Here is a 23,213-nt window from a genome sequence, read left to right on the forward strand (position 1 = left end):
ATATGTTATTAGTAAAAATAATTTGAATTATGTTTGTGATAAATATATTTATATCATGGTCAATTTAGAATGGTATCGAACCTTTAAGTCGGTATATAAAAACAGAAATTTTTCTTTGGCTGCCAAAGAGTTATTTATCAGCCAGCCCGCGGTGAGTCAGCAAATTTCTATGTTGGAAGCCCATGTGGGTTATAAATTATTCAACAGAAAATCGAAAGGGGTTGAACCAACAGAATACGCTAAGTTACTCAATAATTTAATCATAGAAGCCTTAGATCGTTTAGAAAATGTAGAAAATGGTTTTCGGTCTAAAGCATTTGATGCCAATCGGTTAATTACAATTGGAATCTCAAAACATTTATTTAGCAGCATGGCAAGTCTTTTGATCTATAAATTCGATTATATCGATTTTAGCTTTCAGGAAAATGATGCGCTTTTCGAATTGGTAAATACTAAAAAGATTGATTTTGCTATAGTAACTAAAAAATATGACACTTTTGACACGGTGCAAAAAAAGTTGGGTAACATCAGGCAAATCATCGTAAGCTCAAAAAACATTGATGCTACAAAATTGCAATCGGACATTCAGAATAATGATTATGGAGCAGTTGAAAATTGGCTGAACGAACAAAAATGGTACAGCCATGATTCAGGAATTCCACATATCAAATTGTTTTGGTTGCATGTTTTCAATAAAAAAAGGCCTTCCATGGTTCCTAATTATATCATTCCATCGGAGTTTGAAATGCTGGAAGTGCTTTCTAAAAATTCAGGTGTGGCTGTAACCTGGGATATCAATGCACGTTCTTTTATTCAAGATAAAAAATTGCAATTGTTGTGGAAAACAGATCAAATGCCTGCTACTGAAGTTTATCTTTTGTCAGCGAAAAATACAGGCTTTAATTTGGCTACTCAGGAATTCGAAGCAGAATTCAAGAAGTTTTTGAGTTGATTTATAAATAACAGAACTCCATTAAATTAACCTCCAGCTAAAGCAGGAGACAATTGATTATAATATTAAAATAATCTTTGCTGATTTGTTTTACTTTTTATAAAACAAATTATGATCGATATATTCCCAAACTTTAGTAGGTATTAAAGGGCGTATGTTTTTGCCTATTTTGATGTTATTTCGAATAAAAGTCGAAGAAATTTCAACAACTGGAGCATCAATTAGCTGAACTTTAGGATGATTTTTTAATTCCGAATTCTCCTCTTCGGCAGAAATACGTGGATACACATAAATTTCGTGATGTGCCAGAATGGTTTCGTAGTTTTTCCATTTGTGCAAAGATTTTAGATTGTCTTCGCCCATAATTAAAGAAAACTCATGATGCGGATATTTTTCTTCTAAATGCACTAATGTTGTTACCGTATAATTAGGTTGTGGAAGCTTAAATTCAACATCTGACGGTTTTAGTTTTGGATAATCTTCGGTAGCTAAATAAACCATTTGCAGGCGATGGTAATCGTCGAGTAATGTGCTTTTTTTCTTCAACGGATTGTGAGGCGTAACGACTAACCACACCTGATCCAAGTCGGAATGCTCTGCCATGTGATTGGCAATGATGAGATGCCCAACATGGATGGGGTTGAAAGTGCCGAAATACAATCCTATTTTCATACTTGAAAGTTAAGGGTTATTCGTTAAAAGTTATAAGTTACGAACGAATAACACTTAACGAATAACCTTTTTATTTTACAAAATCCTTTACTAATTGAGTCGCCTCTTCCAAAGCTACTTCTAAATCATAATTCTTAATTATCACATCAAATTGCGGAGCAGTTGCCAATTCTACGTGAGCTTTAGCAATACGCATATTGATTTTTTCTTCGCTTTCGGTAGAGCGTTCTTTTAAACGTCTTTTTAGTTCGTCCACGCTAGGTGGTTTTACAAAAACGGCTAAAGTTTCTTCGGGAAATTTATGCTTGATACGCAATCCACCAGCAACATCAATATCAAAAATCACGTTTTTGCCCAAAGCCCAAATGCGTTCTACTTCGCTTTTTAAAGTGCCGTAAAAGTTGTCTCTATAAACTTCTTCCCATTCTACGAAATCCTCGTTTTTGATGTGGCTTTTAAATTCGTCCAAAGAAATAAAATAGTAATCCTTACCGTTTACTTCTTCGCCTCTGGCTTCACGGGTTGCAGCCGAAATAGAAAACTCTAAATTCAAGTCTTCTTGTTTTAATAAATGCCTAACTATAGTTGTTTTTCCAGAACCTGATGGTGCTGAGAATACGATTAATTTTCCTTTCATAATTTAATGATTAGTTCCTAGTCCTTAGTCCTTAGTCTTTAGTTTCTTATGCTAAGGACTAACCACTAAGGACTAATTACTTTTATAAAACATTCAAAACCTGTTCTTTGATTTTTTCCAGTTCGTCTTTCATCATCACGACTAATTTTTGCATTTGTGCGTGATTGGATTTAGAACCCATGGTATTGATTTCACGTCCCATTTCTTGGGTTATGAAACCTAACTTTCTACCATTAGCTTCCGTTCCGTTGATGGTTTCCAAGAAATAATCCAAATGATTTGTTAAACGCACTTTTTCTTCAGTGATGTCTAATTTTTCTAAATAATAGATTAATTCCTGTTCAAAACGGTTTTCGTCAACATTTACTTTTAACTCATCAATGGCAGTTTGCAAACGGTCTTTGATCGCTTGAACGCGTTCCGGATCAAGAGCCAGTGCATCATTCATGTATTGGCGGATGTTTCCAATACGCAATTGGAATTCTTTTTCCAGCGAAAGACCTTCGTCTTTTCTAAAAGAAAGAATATTATTTAAACCCTCGCTGATTACGTTTTTGATCTCAGCCCATTCGTTTTCGTCAATTTCCTCTCTTTCCACTTTCATGGTGTCGGGCATACGCACGGCCATTTTCATCAATTCGGTTTCATCAGCATCAGCATACACTTCTCTTAATTGGTTGATGTAAGCTTTTACGATTGGAACATTTACTTTGGTCGAAGTTTGCTCAGCGGTACTTTCGATATAAATAGAAAAATCTATTTTTCCTCTTTCTAGTGCAGCGGCAATTTGTGTACGCAATCCCAATTCCATTTCGCGGTAAAGCGAAGGCATTCGTACATTTAAGTCCAGGCCTTTACTGTTTAAAGATTTGACTTCGACTGTTATTTTTTTGGTTGGTAATTGTAAAGTAGCTTTACCAAAACCCGTCATAGATTGTATCATATTGTTTCTTAAAAAGTGCTCAAAGATAAATAAAAGTTTGCAGTAGTCAGTGTTCAGTCTGCGGTACCTAAAATGGTTATTTTAATTTATATTACTACTTTTCCAAAGCTTTCATTACTTTAAGCATATTTTGTTGTGTATTACCAATAAAAATTTCGCCATCAATAATAAAAACCGGACGACTCAGGAAAGTGTAATGTTCTAGAATGTATTTTTTAAAATCATCTTCGGTTAAGTTTTTGTCCTTTAATCCCATCGATTTGTACAATTGTGCTTTTTTGCTAAAAAGTGCTTCGTAACTTCCCGAAAGGGCATACATTGCTTCTAGTTCTTCAATGGTAATTGGGTCTTGTTTGATATCGTGAAAGACTAAATTATTGTCTTTTGGTAATGATTTGATTATTTTTCGACACGTATCGCAAGAAGCGAGATAGTATATTTTGTTAGCCATAATTATTTGTTTCTTTATGCAAAGAAAAATCATTTGAGACGTTAAATGTTTATTTTTACGGGAAAATTTACAAATTCAATACAATGAAAGATATTTTAGAGATTACCAAAACTAGTAGAAACATGGTTTCTAAATTGATTCAGGGATTTACTTTAGAACAGCTGAACAAAGTTCCGGCAGGTTTTAATAACAATTTAATTTGGAATGTAGCGCATATTGTGGTTACACAACAAATATTAGTATATAAATTAGCAGGTTTACCAATGATGATTTCTGATGATTTAGTAGAAAAATACAAAAAAGGAACTAAAACAGAACACGAAGCTTCTCAAGAAGAAGTAGATGAAATCTTGGTGTTATTACACAAAACTATTGCTCAAACGGAGATAGATATTGATAATAATTTGTTCCAAAATTTCACTGAATACCCAACATCTACAGGGTTTGTGTTAAAAAGCAATCTAGAATCGATGTCTTTTAATAATTTTCACGAAGGGATTCATTTAGGTGTTATTTTGGCTATTCGAAAATTAGTATAACCTTCGAAATAAAGTATAAATAAAAAGAGCTTCAGAAGGGCAAAACACACAAGTTTTATTTTTGACACGAATTACACCAATTAGCACAAATAGTAATGAATTTAAAATAATTACACAAATTTCTATCTGACTTTGGCAGATTCGTGGAATTATGACATCCAAATTTGAGTTATTTCGTGTGATTCGTGGCTATTCTTTTTTATTTCGTTATCAGATAGTCGTTTGCTTCCTCATATTTAATAAGCAATGATCGGGAACCATCCACATAAGCAGCAATTTCATAAGGATTGTAATGCAGTACAATCCCTTCATTGGTAAAAAAAATATTTTGTGCTACTTGAAACACGTCTTTTTCAAAGAACATTCCGGTGCTATTGATGGGTTGGTCTCTAGGGATTTTGTATTTGTTTCTGAATTTGGTTTCAGCAAAAACCTTAAAAAGTTCCCAGTTTTTAAATAATTTTTCGTTTGGAATTTGTATTCCTGTTTTTGGGTCAAAAATCAAAGAACGCATTCCAGCATACCCATGGGCACCACCCGTAAAAGTGTAATGATTGATTACTATATTTAAGATATTTCCCGAGCAGTATTTTACCTCTCCTTCAATTTTAGCTTCCCAACCAAAACGGTCTTTAGGAAAATCTGTTGTTAATTTTTCATACGCCTGAATAAAGGAATGGGCTAATTGCTCATAATTACTCGAAGTATTGGGTTTGTCTCCAAAATCAACAATAGATTTTACAGCTGCAAAAACGGTATTATTGATGCTGTCAGAAATAATTTCTGCATTTATAGCAATAGGAATTTCTAATTGGATTTTTGGACAATTTTCGGTACAGTTTAATTTTGATTTTTTTTCAAATGATTCGTTTTCAAAGTCCAATTCTTTTGAACAACTTGTACCTAATAATAGTAATAGAGAAAATAAGAGATATTTCATTTTATATTTTTTTATTCGAACAAGAAAATGCTAAGGCTAATTTAGTTCTAAAAAACTTTTATGTTGAACAACAAAAAAGTATTCGATTGAAAGGTAGCGGTTTATTGATTAAAATCAAAATGGGTTTGAACGGCTATTGTAGGTAATATATGTAGCCTACATTAAACCAAACCAACCAATCATTGGCTTTGTTTTCTTTATAAAGCGCTGGATTGGGTTTTAAACCATCCACCCAGTCTGAAAAGTAATATTGAAACCGTAAATCTACCATTAAATCACTTAAAGGAGCGAGTTTATATCGTGTACCAACACTGGTTACAATAGACCAAACGCTACCTCCTTCTGCTGAAAATCCATATTGACGATCGTCTGTAGGAGTAAGGTATTTTGGAAATGTAGTTAATGGAGTGCCTAAAGGTCCCATAGTGGAATAAGCATCTGTATTGTAATAACTAAATTGCCCACCAAGACTAATAAATGGGCCAAGACTTCCTACTCTTGCTGTAAAATCACGAATACTCAATGGGAAATATTCTAATTGCATTCCTATATTAGTTACTGTGCTATTTCCTTTCATGGCTCGTAATTGATCGGCTTGAATAGAAGTTCTATCAGGACTCACCCATTCGCCAAAGTGCTCAAATTCCGTTTTATTATAAGATAATTCACTTCTTAATTTAAAGTGATCGTTAAAATAGGTTTCTGGAGTATAACAGTTACATTCTGCTTTGTAAGAGAAATTAAGATAATGAATAATTCCTATTCCAATTCCTGAGTTTTTTAGATTTGTGCCTAAATCATGACGCTGTCCATAATCCGACTGAAAAGCTACTGGGCCAGCTATGACTCCTACTTCATGTGAAAAACCAAATTGCGCATTTATTTTACTTGATAGTACAAGCAAAATAAAAAGAGTCAATACGTTTAGCCAATTATTTCTGAGCATTTTAAAACTATTCAGGTAGGGACAAAGATATAAAAAACATTATTTATCTATTAAAATAATAACAGACTTATCAGGATAGTGTCTCTCACAAAAAAGCAGCTATATCAAGAATTAAATTTCCTTAATTTATTTTTATAATTTACAAGATAATTCTTTCTTTAATTTAGTTAATTTTAAATTGGATTTCCTTAGAAAATGTATATTTGTAGTAGAAGCAAAAATTTTTAACACTAAAAATACAAGATATTATGTCTCAAATTATTACCGATTTTATGCAGGGGGTTACTTTAAAAAACCCTAACGAACCAGAGTTTTTACAGGCGGTTTTAGAAGTTGCCGAAACTGTAATACCTTTTATTGAACAAAATGAAAAATACAAAAATAAAATGCTTTTAGAACGTATGGTGGAAGCGGATAGGATTGTGATTTTTCGTGTGGCATGGATTGATGACAAGGGGCAAACCCAAGTAAATAGAGGGTATCGTATCCAAATGAATTCGGCTATTGGTCCTTACAAAGGTGGTCTTCGTTTTCACCCGACGGTAAATTTAAGTGTTTTAAAATTTTTAGCTTTCGAACAAACTTTTAAGAATAGTTTGACCAGTTTGCCAATGGGCGGTGGAAAAGGAGGATCCGATTTTGATCCAAAAGGAAAATCAGACATTGAGGTCATGCGTTTTTGTCAAGCTTTCATGACGGAGTTAGAAAAATATATCGGTGCTGATACGGATGTTCCTGCTGGAGATATAGGTGTTGGTGCTAGAGAAGTAGGGTATTTATTTGGACAATATAAAAAAATCAGAAACGAATTTACTGGAGTTTTAACCGGAAAAGGAATTTCTTTTGGAGGTTCATTAATAAGACCTGAAGCTACGGGATATGGAACGGTGTATTTTGCGCAAAGTATGCTAGCAACTAAAGGTCAGGATTTAAAAGATAAAATTGTTGTGGTTTCAGGTTCAGGCAACGTGGCGCAATATGCCGTGCAAAAAGCAACACAAATAGGGGCTAAAGTTGTAGCCATGTCAGATTCCGGAGGTTATATTTATGATGCTGATGGAATTGATGGGGATAAATTAGCTCATATTATGTTTTTGAAAAACGAACTCAGAAGCCGAATTAGTGAGTATATTGTAAAATACCCTAATGCAAAATATTATGAAAATGAGAAGCCTTGGGGCCAAAAATGTGATATAGCCTTGCCTTGTGCCACCCAAAACGAATTGGATGAAGAAAGTGCTAAAACCCTAGTAGCTAACGGCTGTTTTTGTGTTGCCGAAGGAGCAAATATGCCTTCCACTTATGAGGCAGTAGTTGTTTTTCATGATGCTAAAATCTTGTTTGCTCCAGGAAAAGCTTCTAATGCTGGTGGTGTGGCCACTTCAGGACTAGAAATGTCTCAAAACTCCTTGCGATTGAGTTGGACTGCCGAAGAAGTCGATGAAAAACTAAAAGCCATTATGCTTAATATTCACGCAGCTTGTGTGCAATATGGTGCCGATGAAGAGGGTTATGTTGATTATGTAAAAGGAGCTAATATTGCCGGTTTTGTAAAAGTAGCCGATGCGATGCTAGCTCAGGGGGTAGTGTAGTTTTTTTTGAGTGACTAGTGACTAGTGGACATGCTAACTTAGCCGACACAATAAGTTAAGAATAAATCTTAATTTTAACTTATGAAAAAAGTCCGTAAAATTTATGATGCCAGTTTTAAAGAACAGGCAGTTCAACTGGGCTATGACAGAACCAATGTTTCAGATCTTGCAAGAGAATTAGGTATAACAGCCCAACAATTATATAAATGGCGCAAAGAATTTGAGACCTTTGGAGAAGGAAGTTTTCCTGGAAAAGGAAATTTAAAACAAACTCCAGAGCAAGCAAAAATTCACGAATTAGAGAAAAAGCTCAAAGATGCAGAGTTGGAACGCGATATATTAAAAAAAGCAATCGGCATTTTTTCCAAGAGCGGTCGATGAAATACTATTTCATTAAAAAGAATGAAAAAATATTTCCGATTGAAAAAATGTGTCGTGTTTTAGAAATCAGAACAGGGAGTTTTTATCGCTGGAGAAGAGTAAATATAACAATTGCTCAAAAAAGGATAATTACTTTAAAAGAACAGATAAAGAAAATCTATTTTGAGTCCAAACAACGCTATGGAAGTCCCAGAATAGCAATGGAACTTCAAAATTTGGGGTATCAAATTTCAAGGATAACAGTTGCGAAATATATGAAAGCTCTTGGCCTTAAAAGCAAACTCAGCAGGAAGTTTAAAGTAACAACAAACTCTAATCACAATTATCTAACGGTTGAAAATATACTAAACAGAGAGTTTGTTGTCAATAAACCTTCAAAAGCTTGGGTTTCGGATATCACTTACATTCAAACCAAAGAAGGTTTTCTTTATTTGACAACCATTATGGATTTGTACGACAGAAAAATTATTGGCTGGAGTTTAAGTGATGGGATGAGCACTGAACAAACAAGTCTTGGTGCTTGGAAAATGGCAGTCAAAAACAGAAATATTGAACAAGGTTTAATTTTTCACTCCGATAGAGGTGTTCAGTATGCCAGCAAAAAGTTTGTAAATGTTCTTGATTCCTATAAAAAAATAACCAGTAGTATGAGCCGTAAAGGGAATTGTTGGGATAATGCAGTAGCCGAAAGCTTCTTTAAATCTATGAAAACCGAATTGATTTATGGAAATAAACTCATCTCTAAAGAACAAATGAAAATGGAAATTTTTGAATACATCGAGATTTGGTACAATCGAAAAAGAAGACATTCAGCTTTAAATTATAAAACAATAGAAGAATTTAATAATCAAATTAATTACAAAAATGTAGCTTAACTTATTGTGCAGTTTTTATTTGCATATCCACTGAACACTGATTACTCTTTATTTGACTTCTCGAATCGCATCGCTATCAATCCAGCCTTCGGTTCCATCAGTCAATTCAATTTTTTTCCAATTATCTACTTTTTCTTTCACAAAAACTTTGGTCCCTTCGTGCAAGATTACAACGCTGGCACCCTTGTTTTGAGGCTCACTTTTTACATCCGTCATTTCAGCAAAAACAATAGCTGGTTTTTCATTTTTAAAATAACTTCTTTCGAAAATAGCCGAGGAAACACTAATAACTAACAATACGAGCATTAGGAACATTCCGAAGAAAAAGAGTCTTTTGTTGAGTGCCAATGCTGAAAAATAATAGCCTAAAAACGATACTAAAAACAGCACCGAAAAAGCAACTGAAATCCAAGCCCAGGTATTATAATGATAATTTCCAGTGAAATCACGAAGCAGCTTTTCAAAACCTACTTTTGGCACTACTTTTATCTCATCCACGGTACGTTTTTGAGCAAATCTTAAATTATTGGCAATATCATCATCATTAGGTTTCAGCACCAAAGCTTTTTCATAATTGTAAATTGCTGGCGCTACTTTGTTCAATTTGTAATAACAATTTCCCAAGTTAAAAAACAAATCTGCGGATTGTTTTTTAACACTCAAAACAGAGTTGTAGGCATCAATAGCTTGTTCATATTTGCCATTTTTATACAAATCATTTCCTTTTTCAAAGCCACTTTGGGCAAAGAAAACCTGGCTTACTAGCAATAATATGTAAAATATATTCTTCATTTTAGTACTCATTGTATCCTTTGGTTAATCTTTTTTAAGAAAGCTGTTTTTCTAAATCAGAAATAATACTTACTGCTTTTTCGTAATCTTTTTGAATAGTTGCACTGGATGAAGGTGCGTATCTCGCAATCTCACAGTTTTCAGTAAGTGCAATAAATTCATTGATTGATTCTGGATTAGCATTTTTAGACAACAGGATTTCCTTAATATTGTCCTTACTCATTTCGGAAGTTTCAATATGCAATTTTGCTTTCAGGAAATTATGCATCGCTTTTTCAAGTGCCACATAAAATGGTTCTTTGTTGTTGATTTGTTTTTTTGCTTCCGATAAATATTTCTTCGCCAGTCGGTTGTTTCTCTTGATTCTATTTCCAACAACATCGCCATCAATTGCTTCTTTTTTATTTTTAGCCAAAATAATAATAGGCACCAATCCAAAAGGAATCAGCAACAAGCTATAGAATAAGTTGGAACCAAAGAAATCATTGGCTGTAATAGGTTCTAACTTAGTTTGTAACTTGATGTACTTAAATTGTTCGTTAGCCACCACCTGATTTTTACCTGTTCCTGAATTCGAATCACTAGCTACAACTTGTGTTGGCCCATCAAGCACTTTAATGATTATTTCTGGAGAAGTAATGGTTTTATACCTTCCGGAATTCAAATCAAAATAAGAAAACTGCATTGGCTTTATAGGATAATCGCCTTTGTATTGCGGAATAATCGTGTAACTATCGGATATTTTTCCTGCCATTCCAGAAAGTGGCGTATTTACTTGTTCGTTATGAACCGCATCATACATTTCTAATGCATTAGGCACAACTGGTTTTGGTAAACTAAATAATTTTAAATTCCCTTTTCCTGCCACACTTACCACTAAATCTAAACTTTCACCATTTTTAAGTGCCGATTTACTTGGTGTAACTTTAAAATCAAAACTCCCTACAGCACCCGAAAAATCAGCTGGTTTTCCTGCTTCCGGTAATGGTTTAACTGTTATAGTTCTAGCTCCTGCAGATACTCTTTTGCTATCTTCTTTGATTTGCATTTGTCCAAACATATTTCTACGATTGGTAGGCAATTGCACATCAATATCTAATGAAAGTGGTTCAATAGTGAGTTTACCTGATTTTTGAGGATATAAAACCGTCTTTCTTAAAACAACATAACGGAATCTCTCGCCTTTGAACATCCCTTCTTCAAGAGCCAATTGTTTAACATCAATAATTTGACTCCAAAAATCATTGTATTTAGGTTTACCAAGCTCTCTCCAATTTGTAATTCCAATATTATAACTGAAATACAATTTGTAAACGACCGTAATGGGTTCGTTGACATACGGACTTGTTTTAGAAACATCGGCAACGAGATACAAATTGTTGTCTACAGAAACACTAGTGTCATTTGGGTCTTTTGGCTGTTCAACTGCTGCAGTAACATTAACTCTTATTGGCGAAGTTTTATACACTTGCCCATTGTATTCTATGGTAGCTTGTTTGATAACCAAATTCCCTTTTTGATTGGGCATCAAATAATAAGAATAGATTTTTTCAAACGAGCTTCTTCCGTTAACCCAGGATTGACTCACTTGCTGACTTGGCCCTGCAATAACCCTAAAACCCTCAAAAGAAGGTTCGTCAAAATTATCTCCATCAATATTCATAACAAAATCCACACGAAGTCTTTCGTTCAAACCCAGTGTGTTCTTGCTTACTTTAGCCTCAAACTGTACTTGAGCCGAAAGTCCTTGAAAACATAATAGCAATAAAATTAAATATCTTTTCATTTTTTTCCTCTCCCCAACCCTCTCCAAAGGAGAGGGAGTCAAAACGGAGTATATTATATTGTTACTTGAAAATCCTAATTATCTATCCTCTTCTACATTATCTAATTGGGAAATTCTTCAATTATTTACCAATCTTTTTCTGTTTGAACGGGTTTCCCTTTTACTTTTTTAGCGTTTACTTTGTCCTGAATTTTCTTCTCTTCATTGTTAACTGCATCCAAAAGATTTTCTAGACGATCTTTAGAAATTCCACCTGGCTGTGGCTTTGGCGGCTGATTTTCATCTTTTTTGTCTTTGCCGTCTTTCTTATCCTGATCCTTTTTGTCTTGATCTTTCTTATCCTGGTCTTTTTTATCTTGATCTTTCTTGTCTTTGTCCTGATCCTTTTTGTCTTGATCTTTATTCTTGTCTTTGTTTTTATCGTCTTTGTCTTTTGGTGGCGGATTTTCTTTTAGCATTTTTTTAGCCAAGGCAAAATTATATCTGGTTTGCTCATCAGCAGGATTGTTTCTTAGCGCATTTTTATAAGCTTCTACCGCCTGGGTATAATCTTTCTCTTTCATGAACACGTTTCCTAAATTGTGATAGGCTTTGTGTTTTTGAATTCTTGATCTCGCGTTTTTTAAAGCTTTGGCGTAAGCATATTTTGCCTCCGAAGCTTGATTTTGCTTATAAATAGCATTTCCTAAATTAAATGGCGAAACCGATCTATTTGGGAATTTTGAATTTGATATTCTATAATTAGCTTCCGCTTCGGCAAACTTATTTTCCTTGTATTCTTCATTTGCTTTAGGCAAAATATTGTCTTTTTGCTGCGCCAATATTCCTCCTAAACTAAGGAATAGCAGTGCAAAAAAAGTAAATCCGTATTTAATACAATTTTTCATTTTCATTTCTTTATGTTCTTCCTCAAAAGTGATGCTTCAAAGGAATTAGCATTTATTTTTCGTCGTTAAATAAGTTTAACTTCTTCACCCAATTGGTTTTTTTCTCTAAAAGGAATACATCTAGGAATAAAAGCAAAAATGCAAATCCTAAAAACCATTGAAATTGCGATTGAAAATCGGCCATTTGAGTCGATTCAAATTCGGTTTTTTGAATATTATCTAAGGTTTTCTTGATGTATTCTACCACTTCTTTGGTATTATTTCCGCTCACATAACCCCCTTTTGTTGCTTTTGCAATGGCATCCAAATCAGTTCGGTTTAATTTTGTAACTACCACTTCGTCATTTTGATCTCTTTGGTAACTTTCTACAACGCCATTTCTTTTTAACGGAATTGTTCCTCCTTTTTCGGTTCCAATTCCTACCGTAATAATACGCATTCCTAGTTTATTTGCTTCTTCGGCGGCAGCTTGTGCTCCTTCAGAATGATCTTCTCCATCCGAAATAAGAATCAATAACTTAGAAGTCTTGCTTTTTTCATCAAAATAAGTCGATGATAATTTGATCGCTTCATCCAATGAGGTTCCTCTGGAAGAAACAATATCGGTATTCATGCTTTGCAAAAACATTTTTGCCACACTATAATCGGTCGTAATAGGCAAAACTGGAAATGCACTTCCTGCGTAAGCTACAATTCCTATTCTATCGCTTCCTAATTGATTGATGATTTGAGAAACAACTTGTTTACTTTTTTCTAATCTATTAGGTGCAACATCTTCAGCAAGCATACTTTTAGAAACGTCCATTGCAAAAACAATGTCGATTCCTTCGCGTTTTACCGTTTCTAATTTTGTTCCTATTTTTGGATTTACTAATCCTAAAATCAACCCGAGCAGGGCTAAAACAATAACAACTAATTTGAACACGGGTTTAAAAACCGAACTTTCCGGACTCAATCTTTTTACAATTTCTAAATCACCAAATTCTTGTTGTTTTTTTCTTTTCCAATACATATTCAACAGGAAAAGTAACACTACAATGGGTAGTATAAAAAGTAAGTATAAATATTTTTTTTCGTCTAATTCCATAAATTATTTAAATTCCAAATATCAAAAACCAAATTCCAATTGTAGCAACGAAAGCTGAAAAAATTAAATTCCAAATTTATACTCCAATCATTGGAATTTGGAATTTCAAAAAATTGATTTTTGTTTCATTTAAGAAATATTGATTTTAACTAAAATCAATATTTCTTAAATGAAACTTTTATAAACCGTATTTCTTAATCCAATTTCGAGTAAAAGTAAAAATCCAGCCAACCAAACAAAAGGTCTGTATTTCTCGTCATAATCATAAAATTTCAACTCTTCTATTTCAGTAGTTTCCAGTTTATTGATTTCTCCATAAATTTCAGCCAATTTATCGTTGCTGGTGGCTCTAAAATATTTTCCATCGGTTTTTTGAGCAATGCTTTTCATCAATCGCTCGTCGATTTCTACTTTCATCATTTGGAACAAAAACTGTCCATTTGGACCAATTGCATACGGAAATTCCGCCATTCCATTCGTCCCAATCCCAATAGTATATACTTTTATTCCGTATTGTTTGGCAATATCAGCAGCAGTTTCTGGTTCAATAAAACCTGCATTATTTACTCCGTCGGTCAATAAAATAATGACTTTACTCTTGGCTTTACTGTCTTTTAAACGATTTACTGCTGTGGCTAATCCCATCCCGATTCCTGTTCCGTCTTGCAAAACATTATCGTATTTTATACTTCCTATAGCTTCTTCTACAATGGCTTTATCGCTAGTCACCGGAGTTTTTGTGTAAGCTTCTGAGGCATAGACTACTAATCCTATTCGGTCATTTGGTCTTTCTTCAACAAAGTCAGCAGCTACTCTTTTTAAAGCTTCCATTCGGTTGGGCTTTAAATCCTTAGCCAGCATACTTCCAGAAACGTCTACTGCCATAACAATATCAATTCCTTTTGTTGTCTTGGTTTTGTTGCTAATATCTACCGTTCTTGGTCTTGCCATAGCCACAATTAAAGAGCTTAACGCCACTATTCGAAGTACACTTAAATAGGGTTTTAATTTTGTCCAGAATGATTGTGAGGATTTAAAACCTTTAATCGAACTTATTTTTAAGGTTGCTGATTGCTGGTTTTTCTTTAAAACTAACCAAACAATGGCCAATGGAATTAAAAGAAACAACCAAAAAAACTCTGGATTTAAAAAAGTTATTTTTGCCATTATCTACCTCCTTGTTTTAGTTCTACTGAGCTTAACACTCGTTCTGAAATTTCATTTGCATACTTATCTCCTTCTTGATGTAAAATCAAAACCTGTTGTAATCCTCCTTCTTGGCTAAACAACAAAATTTCATAATACATTCTGTCTTTTTCATTCGTTAACTCATTTAATCTGGTGAAAGTTCCGTATGATTTTAATCCCGTGATGCCTTCTCTAGTTTCATAATCTTCTTGTTTCACAATCATATTTTGTGCGCCTTGAGATTCCATGTATTGCAAATAAGCTTCCATAGATTTTTTTAAATCAATTTGCGCTTCCTGTTTGTATTTCAAAGTTGAAACCATCAAATGGAATGAATCTATCAAACTACCATAAACAAAAGACTGCATTTCTTTAACCAACGCTAATCCTTCTTTAGGCAATGATTTAGTTAAATCAGTTCGTTTTAAAACTTTAGGAGTCTTGATTATTACCGAAGGATTTCCATACTCACTTCTAACCCATTCGCCTTCTAATAATTCTTTAGATGGATGCCCAATAAGATTGTCTTTCACATAATCAAATCCTTTAGTTACCATGAAATAAAATGTGGTTGCTAACAATAAGAAAAGTACAGTAGCTACGCTTACGGCAATTCGATTGTTTCTTTTTTTCTTTAATTGAAGTGCAATTTGTTTTTGTCGCTGTGCTTCGTTCAATAAAGTATCTTCTTCCACAGCGACTTCAACCGGAATCGAATTGTCTAATGTTAAAATTGCTTTTTGGATTTTATTTCTATCCTCGGTAATTTCGTATTCAAGCGGTTTTGATTTTGCAAATTTTACTAAATCGGCTTGTTTCAACACTCTTTCCAGATTTTCGATAGTTTCTGGAGTAAGCGTCATTTTCTTTCTAACCGAAGCCGCTCTTAATCCCAAAATCAATTCGGATGTTGTACTTTCCATTGCTGGAATTTCAATTGCTTCTTCGATATAATTTCGAGCAATGTCAGTCAATTCACTGTAATATTCTTTTATTTCTCCTTTTTGCCAAAGCTCTTTCTTTTCCAGGTTATTCAATAAACTAGTGGCTTTTTCTATTGGCGTTTTATAGACTTCTTCTTCAATTTTTTTCTTTTGCTTGTTTTTCAAATACCAATAAATTCCCGCACCAATTCCAAGAATGACAATCAATGCTAAAAGGTATTTCCACCAATCTCCTAAGGCATTATTAGCAGCTTGAATATCCTTAATGTCATACATTTTTTGCTTTAAAGTATCTACTTGAACATTTGCCACTTCAACAGCAATCGAATCGGTTTGATATGGTTTTTTATTGATCAGAATTTGGATACTAGGAATTACGTAACGACCCGAATCAAACTGCGTTAATCCGTATTTTTTAATCAACTCATAACGGTCGTTGTTTTTTACGGTATCCACAGGATAAGACTGAATTACTTCCAGCGCACCAATATTTTTTAAATTAGGAAAAACAACCTTAGACAAAGTATCTACGGATGTTTTTATCGTTAATTTAAATTCGGCTCCTATTTTATTTTTTGTGGTATCGATACTTGTTTCTACTCTTTTTTGTTGTGCAAAAATGGTGGTAGAAAGTAGTAGTAATAATATTATTTTTTTCATCCTTTTATTGGGAACTTTTGATTTGAGATTGAAGATTAACGATTTTTGATTTCAGATGTTTCTCGAAACCATTAAATCATTCTTTTTTCAAAATCATTTCATATTTGTTTTAGCCGTTTTAATACTTGATACGAAAATAGAAATTAGTTCATTGGCTTCTATTTTTGCATTCGATAAATTCTTCAGATCTGTTGTTAAATTTGCTTTTTCAATAATTTTTAAACAGACAAAACTTTCTCTTAATTCTTTTAAACAAATCTCCATTTTATGAACGAAATCTTTGCTACTTTCGGCACTTTGGGCTTCTCCATAATTTAAAGCTGGAGATGTTCCTGAACGAATAATTTGAGCTGCTAAATGATTTCCTGCATAATTTTTTTCAAAATTACTAGCAACAATTATTATAGTTGCTGCAAAATCTATCAATCTATTCTCCAGTTCTTGTTTATTCATTTCTAATAAAAATTTAATTCAAAAACTCTAATTCTTTATTCCAACCAAATCCTAGATCAAAAATCGTTAATCTTCAATCAAAAATCTTTATCTCGATTTAAAATAGCCCAATAATTTGGTTACATAACTTTCGTCAACTCTGGTATTTACTACACCAGAACGTGATTTACTGAAGGTTTCTTTAAAATAATTCAATTGATCATTGTAATATTTCTCATAATTCATTCGAACTACTTTAGAACCCGTGTCTACTAATTGCATTTCTCCAGTTTCAGCATCCAGCATCGGAACCATTCCTAGATTTGGCATTTTTTGTTCTCGAATATCATACACACGAATCCCAGTTACATCGTGTTTTTTAGCAGCAATTTTCAAAGTTTGCTCATAATCAACCGACATAAAATCGGAAATAATAAAAACGATAGCTTTCTTTTTTTGAGTACTCGACAAAAATTTCAATGCCTGAGCAATATCTGTTTTATGACTTTTTGGTTCAAATTCGATCAATTCTCTAATGATACGCAAAACGTGTGATCTTCCTTTTTTAGGTGGAATATACAATTCGATTTGGTCTGAAAATAAAATCAATCCAATTTTATCGTTGTTTTGTGTAGCCGAAAAAGCCATCGTTGCAGCAATTTCTGTTACGATGTCTTTTTTAAATTGATTTTTAGAACCAAAACTCTCCGAACCCGAAATATCAACCATTAACATCATGGTTAACTCTCGTTCTTCTTCAAAAACTTTTACGTGAGCTTCATTATAACGAGCGGTAACATTCCAATCAATATTTCGAATATCATCTCCATATTGATATTGACGCACCTCACTAAAAGTCATTCCACGCCCTTTGAAAGAAGTATGATATTCCCCTGAGAAGATATGATCACTCAATCTCCGGGTTTTGATTTCTATTTTTCGTACTTTTTTTAAAAGCTCTTTTGTATCCATTTTCCCCTCCTAACCTCCCCAAAGGGGAGGAATTGTTTGTCGATATACTTAGAAATTTTAACACTCCAATAGCCCCTCCTTTGGAGGGGTTGGGGAGGATTAAGGTACCTCTACTTCGTTTATAATTTTATTGATGATGTCAACCGAAGTAATATTCTCAGCTTCTGCTTCATAAGTTACTCCCACTCTATGACGCAATACATCATGAACTACGGCACGAACATCTTCAGGGATTACATAACCACGACGTTTAATAAACGCATAACATTTAGCTGCATTAGCTAAATTGATACTTCCACGTGGCGAAGAACCAAAACTGATTAATGGTTTTAAGTCAGCTAATTTGTATTTCTCTGGGTAACGAGTAGCAAAAACAATATCTAAGATGTATTTCTCAATTTTCTCATCCATGTACACTTCACGAACGGCTTGTTGCGCACGTAAAATTTGTTCCACAGAAACTACTTGATTCACTTTCTCGTAACTTCCAGTTAAGTTTTGACGAATTACCAATCGTTCTTCATCCATTTTAGGATAATCAATCACCGTTTTCAACATAAAACGATCGACTTGCGCTTCTGGCAATTGATAGGTTCCTTCTTGCTCAATTGGATTTTGCGTAGCTAAAACCAAAAACGGTTTTTCTAATTTAAAAGTAGTATCACCAATAGTAACTTGCTTTTCCTGCATGGCCTCTAATAATGCCGATTGCACCTTAGCCGGTGCACGGTTAATCTCATCAGCAAGAACGAAATTAGCGAAAATAGGCCCTTTTTTAATTGAGAATTCATTTGCTTTGATGTTGTAAATCATAGTCCCTACAACATCGGCAGGTAATAAATCCGGTGTAAACTGGATACGACTAAAAGATCCGTGAACTGCTTGCGAGAGTGTATTAATAGCTAATGTTTTTGCTAATCCTGGAACACCTTCCAGTAAAATATGACCTTGCCCTAGTAATCCAATCAATAATCGTTCAATCATGTGCTTTTGACCCACAATCACCTTGTTCATTTCCATAGTAAGAAGGTCTATAAAAGCACTCTCTCTTTCTATCTTTTCATTGATTGCTCTAATGTCTAAAGTCGACGTATTCTCTTCCATAAAATTATTTTTAATACCTTGAATTTAACCCCTTAGTTTTGAGAGTGCAAATTGAATTTTTTTTTACAGCTAAGATGTTAAAAAATGGTTAAAACTTCTGCCAATCCTTCAATTTTAAGGACTAATTATGATACAATTTCCATAATTTTAAGAACTTTAAGAATTATACTTTTAAAAGCTTGATAAATTCATTTTATTTGAAAAATAAAAGTGATAAAAAAGCATCCAATTAGCATAAATTAAAGGGGTTAGAATTGACAACAAAGTGCAACAAAAAACATGATCAACAAACGACTATTGATAAAAAATTTACTCGCTCATAATGATGAAAATAGTTTTTACGACAAAAAACGTCAGTTGAATTTACACACTAAAGAAGGTAAAGCTAAGTTCTTAAAACACATTTGCGCTTTGTCTAATTCCAATCCTGCCAATAATTCTTATATTGTTGTTGGGGTCGAAGACCAGGACAATGAAATTATAGGAGCTGATTTTTTTGACGATAGTCACATTCAAAATCTAATTAACGCTTATTTAGAAAATCCGCCTAAAATCCAGTACGAAAATGTTCCTTTCCCTAACTTACCCAAAGACAAAGTAATAGGTTTAGTAACCATCAAACCAAAGAATAAAATTTCCTCTTTCAAAAAAGGAATTTACACCATTCCTATCCATAGTGTTTTTGTAAGACGAGGTAGCAACACCACACCTGTTGAAGACAAAATAGAAAAAAATTACCCGAATACTGAAACCGTAATTGATCTTGAAAACAACTCCCGAAATAACATCAAATATACCCTAGACGGTGTTTTTGACTTTATGAATTTCAGGCACAAGGACATGGCGCCAAAATACAAGGTTTTCAAAGAATTATTCGTTATTTGCTGGGCGGGAATCCCTAAAACGGTTCGGGAAAAAACCTTCTTATCTCGTGTGGATATTGAGTTAATTAATGAACATATTAAATTATTTTACTCGGCTCAGGACGTTGTTACTATTTCTTATGACGAAGATACTTTTACCATCATCGAATATGTTCCGCTGGGTTTGAACGATAAAACGAGTTATTATCCATTGGAACAACAAACCATTTATTTTTTTGAAAATGGCTATTATAAAATTGAAAACAAAATGCTTTTTGAACCGCCTGTTTTCAATAAAAAAATGCTTTATCATATTTACAATAACAATGAAGCATTGATAAACAAACTCAAAAAAGGAATCCAATTGACTCCCAGAGAACTCAAAGATCTTGAAAATTTACCTTCTACTTTTATGATTTGTTACCTCAACGGGTTTGAAAATGCCAAGAAAAAATTGATTGATGCTAAAACCCACTTAAAAGCCTTTCCGTCCGTTTATTTATCTTTTAAAGAAGCCATGCGTGTTTTACGAAAAATGAAATACGACGTTCAATAAACCCATTTCTCTACTATTCTATTTTACATTACAAAACAAAAAAATCAGAAAGCTGTTGTTTTTTTCTTTCTCTTTTATCTATTTTTATTATATTAGAATTTTAAAAGCATACATCAAAAGAAAAATGAGAACATTAGTTATAGGAGATATTCATGGTGGTTTACGCGCCTTACATCAAATTATGGAAAGAGCTCAGGTTACCGAAAAAGACAAACTCATTTTTCTAGGCGATTATGTAGATGGCTGGAGCCAATCGCCACAAGTACTCGATTATTTGATTGCTTTAAACACCACAAATGATTGTGTTTTTATTAGAGGAAATCACGACGAATTATTATTGCATTGGTTAAAAGACAGCACCGATAATCTTTTATGGTACAATCATGGTGGCGAAGCAACAGTAATAGCTTACGAAAAAGTGAATAATGAAACCAAGCAGTCTCACATCGAATTTTTACAATCCCTACAAGATTATTATCTGGATGATGAACAGCGCTTGTTTATTCACGCTGGTTTTACAAACATGAATGGAGTTAATTACGAATATTTCCCAAAATTATTTTATTGGGACAGAACCTTGTGGGAAACAGCCTTGGCTCTGGATAAAAATATGCTTCCTGATGATTTATTGTACCCAAAAAGATTTACCTTGTATAATGAAATTTACATTGGTCATACTCCAGTTTCCCGAATTGGAGAAACCATTCCTGTAAAAAAAGCTTGCATCTGGAATATAGACACGGGAGCAGCTTTTAAAGGCCCGTTAACCATAATGGATATTGATAGTAAAGAATATTGGCAAAGTGAACCATTAAGCAACCTATATTTTGACGAAAAAGGGAGAAATTAAGTACATTTACGCAAAAAAAGTATCATGAAAAAAACATTCACATTAATTATCTTGATTACAACATGTTTCATAAACGCACAAGCTTTTAAAGGAAAAGGAGATACCAAATTTGATGTTACTGCCAACATCCAAGAACATGGATCTGGAATTCGTTTTTCTAACGATTTTGGTTTGGGAGAAAATATTTCTATTGGATTCTTAACCTCTTATTTATTATCTGTTAGCCAAGATGACCTAGGAAACAAGCCTGATTTTGGAGACAGAGTAGACATTAAGGCTCGATTTAATGCCAATTTAGGAAATGTTTTCAATGTTAGCGAAAAAGTAGATATTTACCCTGGACTAAATTTAGGTTTAAGAAACTTTGGCGCACATTTGGGAGCTCGTTATCTCTTTACGGAAGGTTTTGGAATAGTAAGCGAAATAGGTTTTCCAATTGCTAAATACAAGCCGGAAGCCACTGGTTTTGATCGTTTGAACAATCAATTTACATTTAATATTGGAGCTTCGTTTAATTTGTAAAAAGATTTTAGACCTAAAAAAAAAGGCAAATTGAGAAATCGATTTGCCTTTTTTTTTAGGTTGTCTTTACAAATCAAACTTTATTCCTTGTGCCAAAGGTAAACTACTACCGTAATTAATGGTATTAGTTTGTCTTCGCATATAGACTTTCCAAGCATCAGAACCCGATTCTCTACCGCCACCCGTTTCTTTTTCACCGCCAAAAGCACCTCCAATTTCGGCACCTGAAGTTCCAATATTCACATTAGCAATGCCGCAATCAGAACCTGTAACGGATAAAAATAATTCGGCTTCTCGCAAGTTGTTGGTCATAATTGCCGAAGACAATCCTTGGGCAACATTATTTTGAATAGCAATAGCATTTTCTACAGTTCCTGAATATTTTAGCAAATATAAAATAGGAGCAAAAGTTTCCTGTTGTACAATTTCGAAACTATTATCAGCTTCAACAATGGCTGGCTGAACATAACAACCACTTTCATATCCAGCTCCCGAAAGTACCGCTCCATCCACAAGAATTTTAGTTCCTTCGGAAATTCCTTTTTCTAAGGCTTTGCCGTATTTTTCGACAGCATCAATATCAATTAATGGCCCAACATGATTTTTTTCGTCCAATGGATTTCCAATGCGCAATTGTTGGTAAGCAGCAACTAGCGACTCTTTGATTTTATCATAAATACTTTCGTGAATAATCAAACGCCGCGTAGAAGTACAACGTTGTCCAGCGGTTCCAACAGCACCAAAAACAGCACCAATAATGGTCATTTTAATATCGGCGTCCGGAGTAACAATAATGGCATTGTTTCCACCTAATTCCAATAAAGATTTACCTAAACGAGCTGCCACAGTTTGCGCTACAATTTTTCCCATTCGGGTAGAACCTGTAGCGGAGATTAACGGAATTCGGGAATCTTTAGTCAATAGTTCTCCTAATTTATAATCGCCATTGATTAAGCAGGAAATTCCTTCTGGCAATTTATTTTCCTGTAAAACTTGTGCCAAAATATTTTGACAGGCAATTCCGCAAAGTGGTGTTTTCTCAGACGGTTTCCAAACACAAACATCTCCACAAACTAAAGCCAAAGCAGTGTTCCAAGCCCAAACGGCAACTGGGAAATTAAATGCCGAAATAATTCCAACCACACCTAAAGAATGATATTGCTCATACATTCTATGATTGGGTCTTTCAGAATGCATGGTCAAACCGTGCAATTGTCGGGAAAGTCCAACGGCAAAATCGCAGATGTCAATCATTTCCTGAACCTCGCCGTAACCTTCTTGCAAGGATTTCCCCATTTCGTAAGAAACTAATTTTCCTAAGGCTTCTTTATTTTTACGTAATTTTTCTCCAAACTGACGCACGATTTCTCCTCGCTGTGGTGCTGGAATTAATCGGAAAGATTGGAAAGCTTCGGTAGCGGCCTGCATTACTTTTTCGTAATCGGCTGCTGAAGTTTTTTTAACTTTTGCAATCAACTGACCATCTACTGGCGAATAACTTTCCAGAATTGCTCCTGAAGAAAAAGAGGACTTTCCTGTTGAAGTGCCTTCGTTTACCTCTCGGATTCCTAATTGCGTTAAAGCTTCTTTTATTCCAAATTGTATTGCGATTGTTGTCATGATAATGAGTGGGTTTGGTGTT

The 23,213-nt window shown here is 33.9% G+C and carries 23 protein-coding genes and 1 pseudogene; 8 read left to right on the forward strand and 16 right to left on the reverse strand.

Translation table 11 applies throughout. From position 1 onward, the window contains the following. Positions 1 to 55 precede the first annotated feature (55 nt). A complete protein-coding gene (locus tag AAGV28_RS13925; RefSeq protein ID WP_373407364.1) occupies positions 56 to 952 on the forward strand; it encodes a LysR family transcriptional regulator in 897 nt (298 codons plus the stop codon). 90 nt (positions 953 to 1,042) lie between these two features. On the opposite strand, the gene nadD is transcribed toward AAGV28_RS13925, so the two are convergent. The 4 genes from nadD to AAGV28_RS13945 form a co-directional block, all read right to left on the reverse strand. Then, positions 1,043 to 1,624 carry a nicotinate (nicotinamide) nucleotide adenylyltransferase gene (nadD, locus tag AAGV28_RS13930; RefSeq protein ID WP_373407365.1) on the reverse strand — a complete coding sequence of 194 codons (582 nt, stop codon included), beginning with the start codon at positions 1,622 to 1,624 and terminating at the stop codon, positions 1,043 to 1,045. A gap of 70 nt (positions 1,625 to 1,694) precedes the next feature. Then, positions 1,695 to 2,264 (reverse strand): guanylate kinase, encoded by a 570-nt coding sequence (gene gmk / locus AAGV28_RS13935; RefSeq protein ID WP_373407432.1) that lies wholly within the window; start codon positions 2,262 to 2,264, stop codon positions 1,695 to 1,697. A gap of 79 nt (positions 2,265 to 2,343) precedes the next feature. Next, complete coding sequence (locus AAGV28_RS13940) at positions 2,344 to 3,204, reverse strand: YicC/YloC family endoribonuclease (protein WP_373407366.1); 861 nt, start codon at positions 3,202 to 3,204, stop codon at positions 2,344 to 2,346. Between the two features lie 94 nt (positions 3,205 to 3,298). Beyond that, complete coding sequence (locus AAGV28_RS13945) at positions 3,299 to 3,655, reverse strand: arsenate reductase family protein (protein WP_373407367.1); 357 nt, start codon at positions 3,653 to 3,655, stop codon at positions 3,299 to 3,301. 83 nt (positions 3,656 to 3,738) lie between these two features. Here AAGV28_RS13945 and AAGV28_RS13950 point away from each other — a divergent pair, with 83 nt between their 5' ends. After that, complete coding sequence (locus tag AAGV28_RS13950) at positions 3,739 to 4,194, forward strand: DinB family protein (RefSeq protein WP_373407368.1); 456 nt, start codon at positions 3,739 to 3,741, stop codon at positions 4,192 to 4,194. 199 nt (positions 4,195 to 4,393) lie between these two features. Here AAGV28_RS13950 and AAGV28_RS13955 read toward each other — a convergent pair whose 3' ends face one another. Together AAGV28_RS13955 and AAGV28_RS13960 are read right to left on the reverse strand one after the other, a co-directional pair. Continuing rightward, positions 4,394 to 5,134: a DUF3298 and DUF4163 domain-containing protein gene (locus AAGV28_RS13955; RefSeq protein ID WP_373407369.1), complete on the reverse strand. Its 741-nt coding sequence runs from the start codon at positions 5,132 to 5,134 to the stop codon at positions 4,394 to 4,396. A 133-nt stretch (positions 5,135 to 5,267) separates the two neighbouring features. Beyond that, the gene (locus tag AAGV28_RS13960) at positions 5,268 to 6,080 is read right to left on the reverse strand and encodes a THC0290_0291 family protein (RefSeq protein WP_373407370.1); all 813 of its coding nucleotides are present in this window, start codon (positions 6,078 to 6,080) and stop codon (positions 5,268 to 5,270) included. Positions 6,081 to 6,328: 248 nt separating this feature from the next. On the opposite strand from AAGV28_RS13960, the gene gdhA reads away from it, so the two are divergent. From gdhA to AAGV28_RS13975, 3 genes and pseudogenes are all read left to right on the forward strand, one after another. Then, positions 6,329 to 7,672, forward strand: coding sequence for an NADP-specific glutamate dehydrogenase (gene gdhA, locus AAGV28_RS13965; RefSeq protein WP_373407371.1), 1,344 nt, complete (start codon positions 6,329 to 6,331; stop codon positions 7,670 to 7,672). 81 nt (positions 7,673 to 7,753) lie between these two features. Beyond that, positions 7,754 to 8,053 (forward strand): transposase, encoded by a 300-nt coding sequence (locus AAGV28_RS13970; protein ID WP_373407372.1) that lies wholly within the window; start codon positions 7,754 to 7,756, stop codon positions 8,051 to 8,053. Then, a pseudogene (locus AAGV28_RS13975) lies at positions 7,963 to 8,928 on the forward strand (IS3 family transposase); the annotation flags it as partial. The gene AAGV28_RS13970 and the pseudogene AAGV28_RS13975, both read left to right, overlap by 91 nt. A 48-nt stretch (positions 8,929 to 8,976) precedes the next feature. On the opposite strand, the gene AAGV28_RS13980 reads toward AAGV28_RS13975, so the two are convergent. From AAGV28_RS13980 to AAGV28_RS14020, 9 genes are all read right to left on the reverse strand, one after another. After that, positions 8,977 to 9,720, reverse strand: coding sequence for a tetratricopeptide repeat protein (locus AAGV28_RS13980; protein WP_373407373.1), 744 nt, complete (start codon positions 9,718 to 9,720; stop codon positions 8,977 to 8,979). A 34-nt stretch (positions 9,721 to 9,754) separates the two neighbouring features. Continuing rightward, positions 9,755 to 11,506: a BatD family protein gene (locus tag AAGV28_RS13985; RefSeq protein ID WP_373407374.1), complete on the reverse strand. Its 1,752-nt coding sequence runs from the start codon at positions 11,504 to 11,506 to the stop codon at positions 9,755 to 9,757. A gap of 125 nt (positions 11,507 to 11,631) precedes the next feature. After that, the gene (locus AAGV28_RS13990) at positions 11,632 to 12,393 is read right to left on the reverse strand and encodes a tetratricopeptide repeat protein (RefSeq protein ID WP_373407375.1); all 762 of its coding nucleotides are present in this window, start codon (positions 12,391 to 12,393) and stop codon (positions 11,632 to 11,634) included. A gap of 52 nt (positions 12,394 to 12,445) precedes the next feature. After that, positions 12,446 to 13,480: a VWA domain-containing protein gene (locus AAGV28_RS13995; protein WP_373407376.1), complete on the reverse strand. Its 1,035-nt coding sequence runs from the start codon at positions 13,478 to 13,480 to the stop codon at positions 12,446 to 12,448. A gap of 165 nt (positions 13,481 to 13,645) precedes the next feature. Beyond that, positions 13,646 to 14,647: a vWA domain-containing protein gene (locus AAGV28_RS14000; RefSeq protein ID WP_373407377.1), complete on the reverse strand. Its 1,002-nt coding sequence runs from the start codon at positions 14,645 to 14,647 to the stop codon at positions 13,646 to 13,648. After that, complete coding sequence (locus tag AAGV28_RS14005; RefSeq protein ID WP_373407378.1) at positions 14,647 to 16,272, reverse strand: hypothetical protein; 1,626 nt, start codon at positions 16,270 to 16,272, stop codon at positions 14,647 to 14,649. The genes AAGV28_RS14000 and AAGV28_RS14005 overlap by 1 nt, the downstream gene beginning before the upstream one ends. Before the next feature lie 93 nt (positions 16,273 to 16,365). Continuing rightward, entirely contained in the window at positions 16,366 to 16,725 is a 360-nt protein-coding gene (locus AAGV28_RS14010) for a four helix bundle protein (RefSeq protein ID WP_373407379.1), read from the reverse strand. Positions 16,726 to 16,812: 87 nt separating this feature from the next. Further along, a complete protein-coding gene (locus tag AAGV28_RS14015; RefSeq protein ID WP_373407380.1) occupies positions 16,813 to 17,676 on the reverse strand; it encodes a DUF58 domain-containing protein in 864 nt (287 codons plus the stop codon). A gap of 99 nt (positions 17,677 to 17,775) precedes the next feature. Further along, the gene (locus AAGV28_RS14020; protein ID WP_373391316.1) at positions 17,776 to 18,780 is read right to left on the reverse strand and encodes an AAA family ATPase; all 1,005 of its coding nucleotides are present in this window, start codon (positions 18,778 to 18,780) and stop codon (positions 17,776 to 17,778) included. A gap of 279 nt (positions 18,781 to 19,059) precedes the next feature. Here AAGV28_RS14020 and AAGV28_RS14025 point away from each other — a divergent pair, with 279 nt between their 5' ends. The 3 genes from AAGV28_RS14025 (at position 19,060) to AAGV28_RS14035 (ending at position 21,571) form a co-directional block, all read left to right on the forward strand. Continuing rightward, complete coding sequence (locus AAGV28_RS14025) at positions 19,060 to 20,199, forward strand: ATP-binding protein (protein ID WP_373407381.1); 1,140 nt, start codon at positions 19,060 to 19,062, stop codon at positions 20,197 to 20,199. A 124-nt stretch (positions 20,200 to 20,323) separates the two neighbouring features. Beyond that, a complete protein-coding gene (locus AAGV28_RS14030; protein WP_373407382.1) occupies positions 20,324 to 21,049 on the forward strand; it encodes a metallophosphoesterase family protein in 726 nt (241 codons plus the stop codon). Between the two features lie 24 nt (positions 21,050 to 21,073). Beyond that, positions 21,074 to 21,571, forward strand: coding sequence for a DUF6646 family protein (locus AAGV28_RS14035; RefSeq protein WP_373407383.1), 498 nt, complete (start codon positions 21,074 to 21,076; stop codon positions 21,569 to 21,571). A gap of 66 nt (positions 21,572 to 21,637) precedes the next feature. Here the strand turns inward: AAGV28_RS14035 and amaB are convergent, their stop codons facing one another. Continuing rightward, positions 21,638 to 23,191, reverse strand: a complete 1,554-nt coding sequence (gene amaB, locus AAGV28_RS14040) for an L-piperidine-6-carboxylate dehydrogenase (RefSeq protein ID WP_373407384.1) — start codon at positions 23,189 to 23,191, stop codon at positions 21,638 to 21,640. Positions 23,192 to 23,213: the final 22 nt, after the last annotated feature.

Origin of the sequence: Flavobacterium zubiriense (assembly GCF_041729725.1) — a bacterium.
In the GTDB taxonomy this organism is placed as follows: domain Bacteria; phylum Bacteroidota; class Bacteroidia; order Flavobacteriales; family Flavobacteriaceae; genus Flavobacterium; species Flavobacterium zubiriense.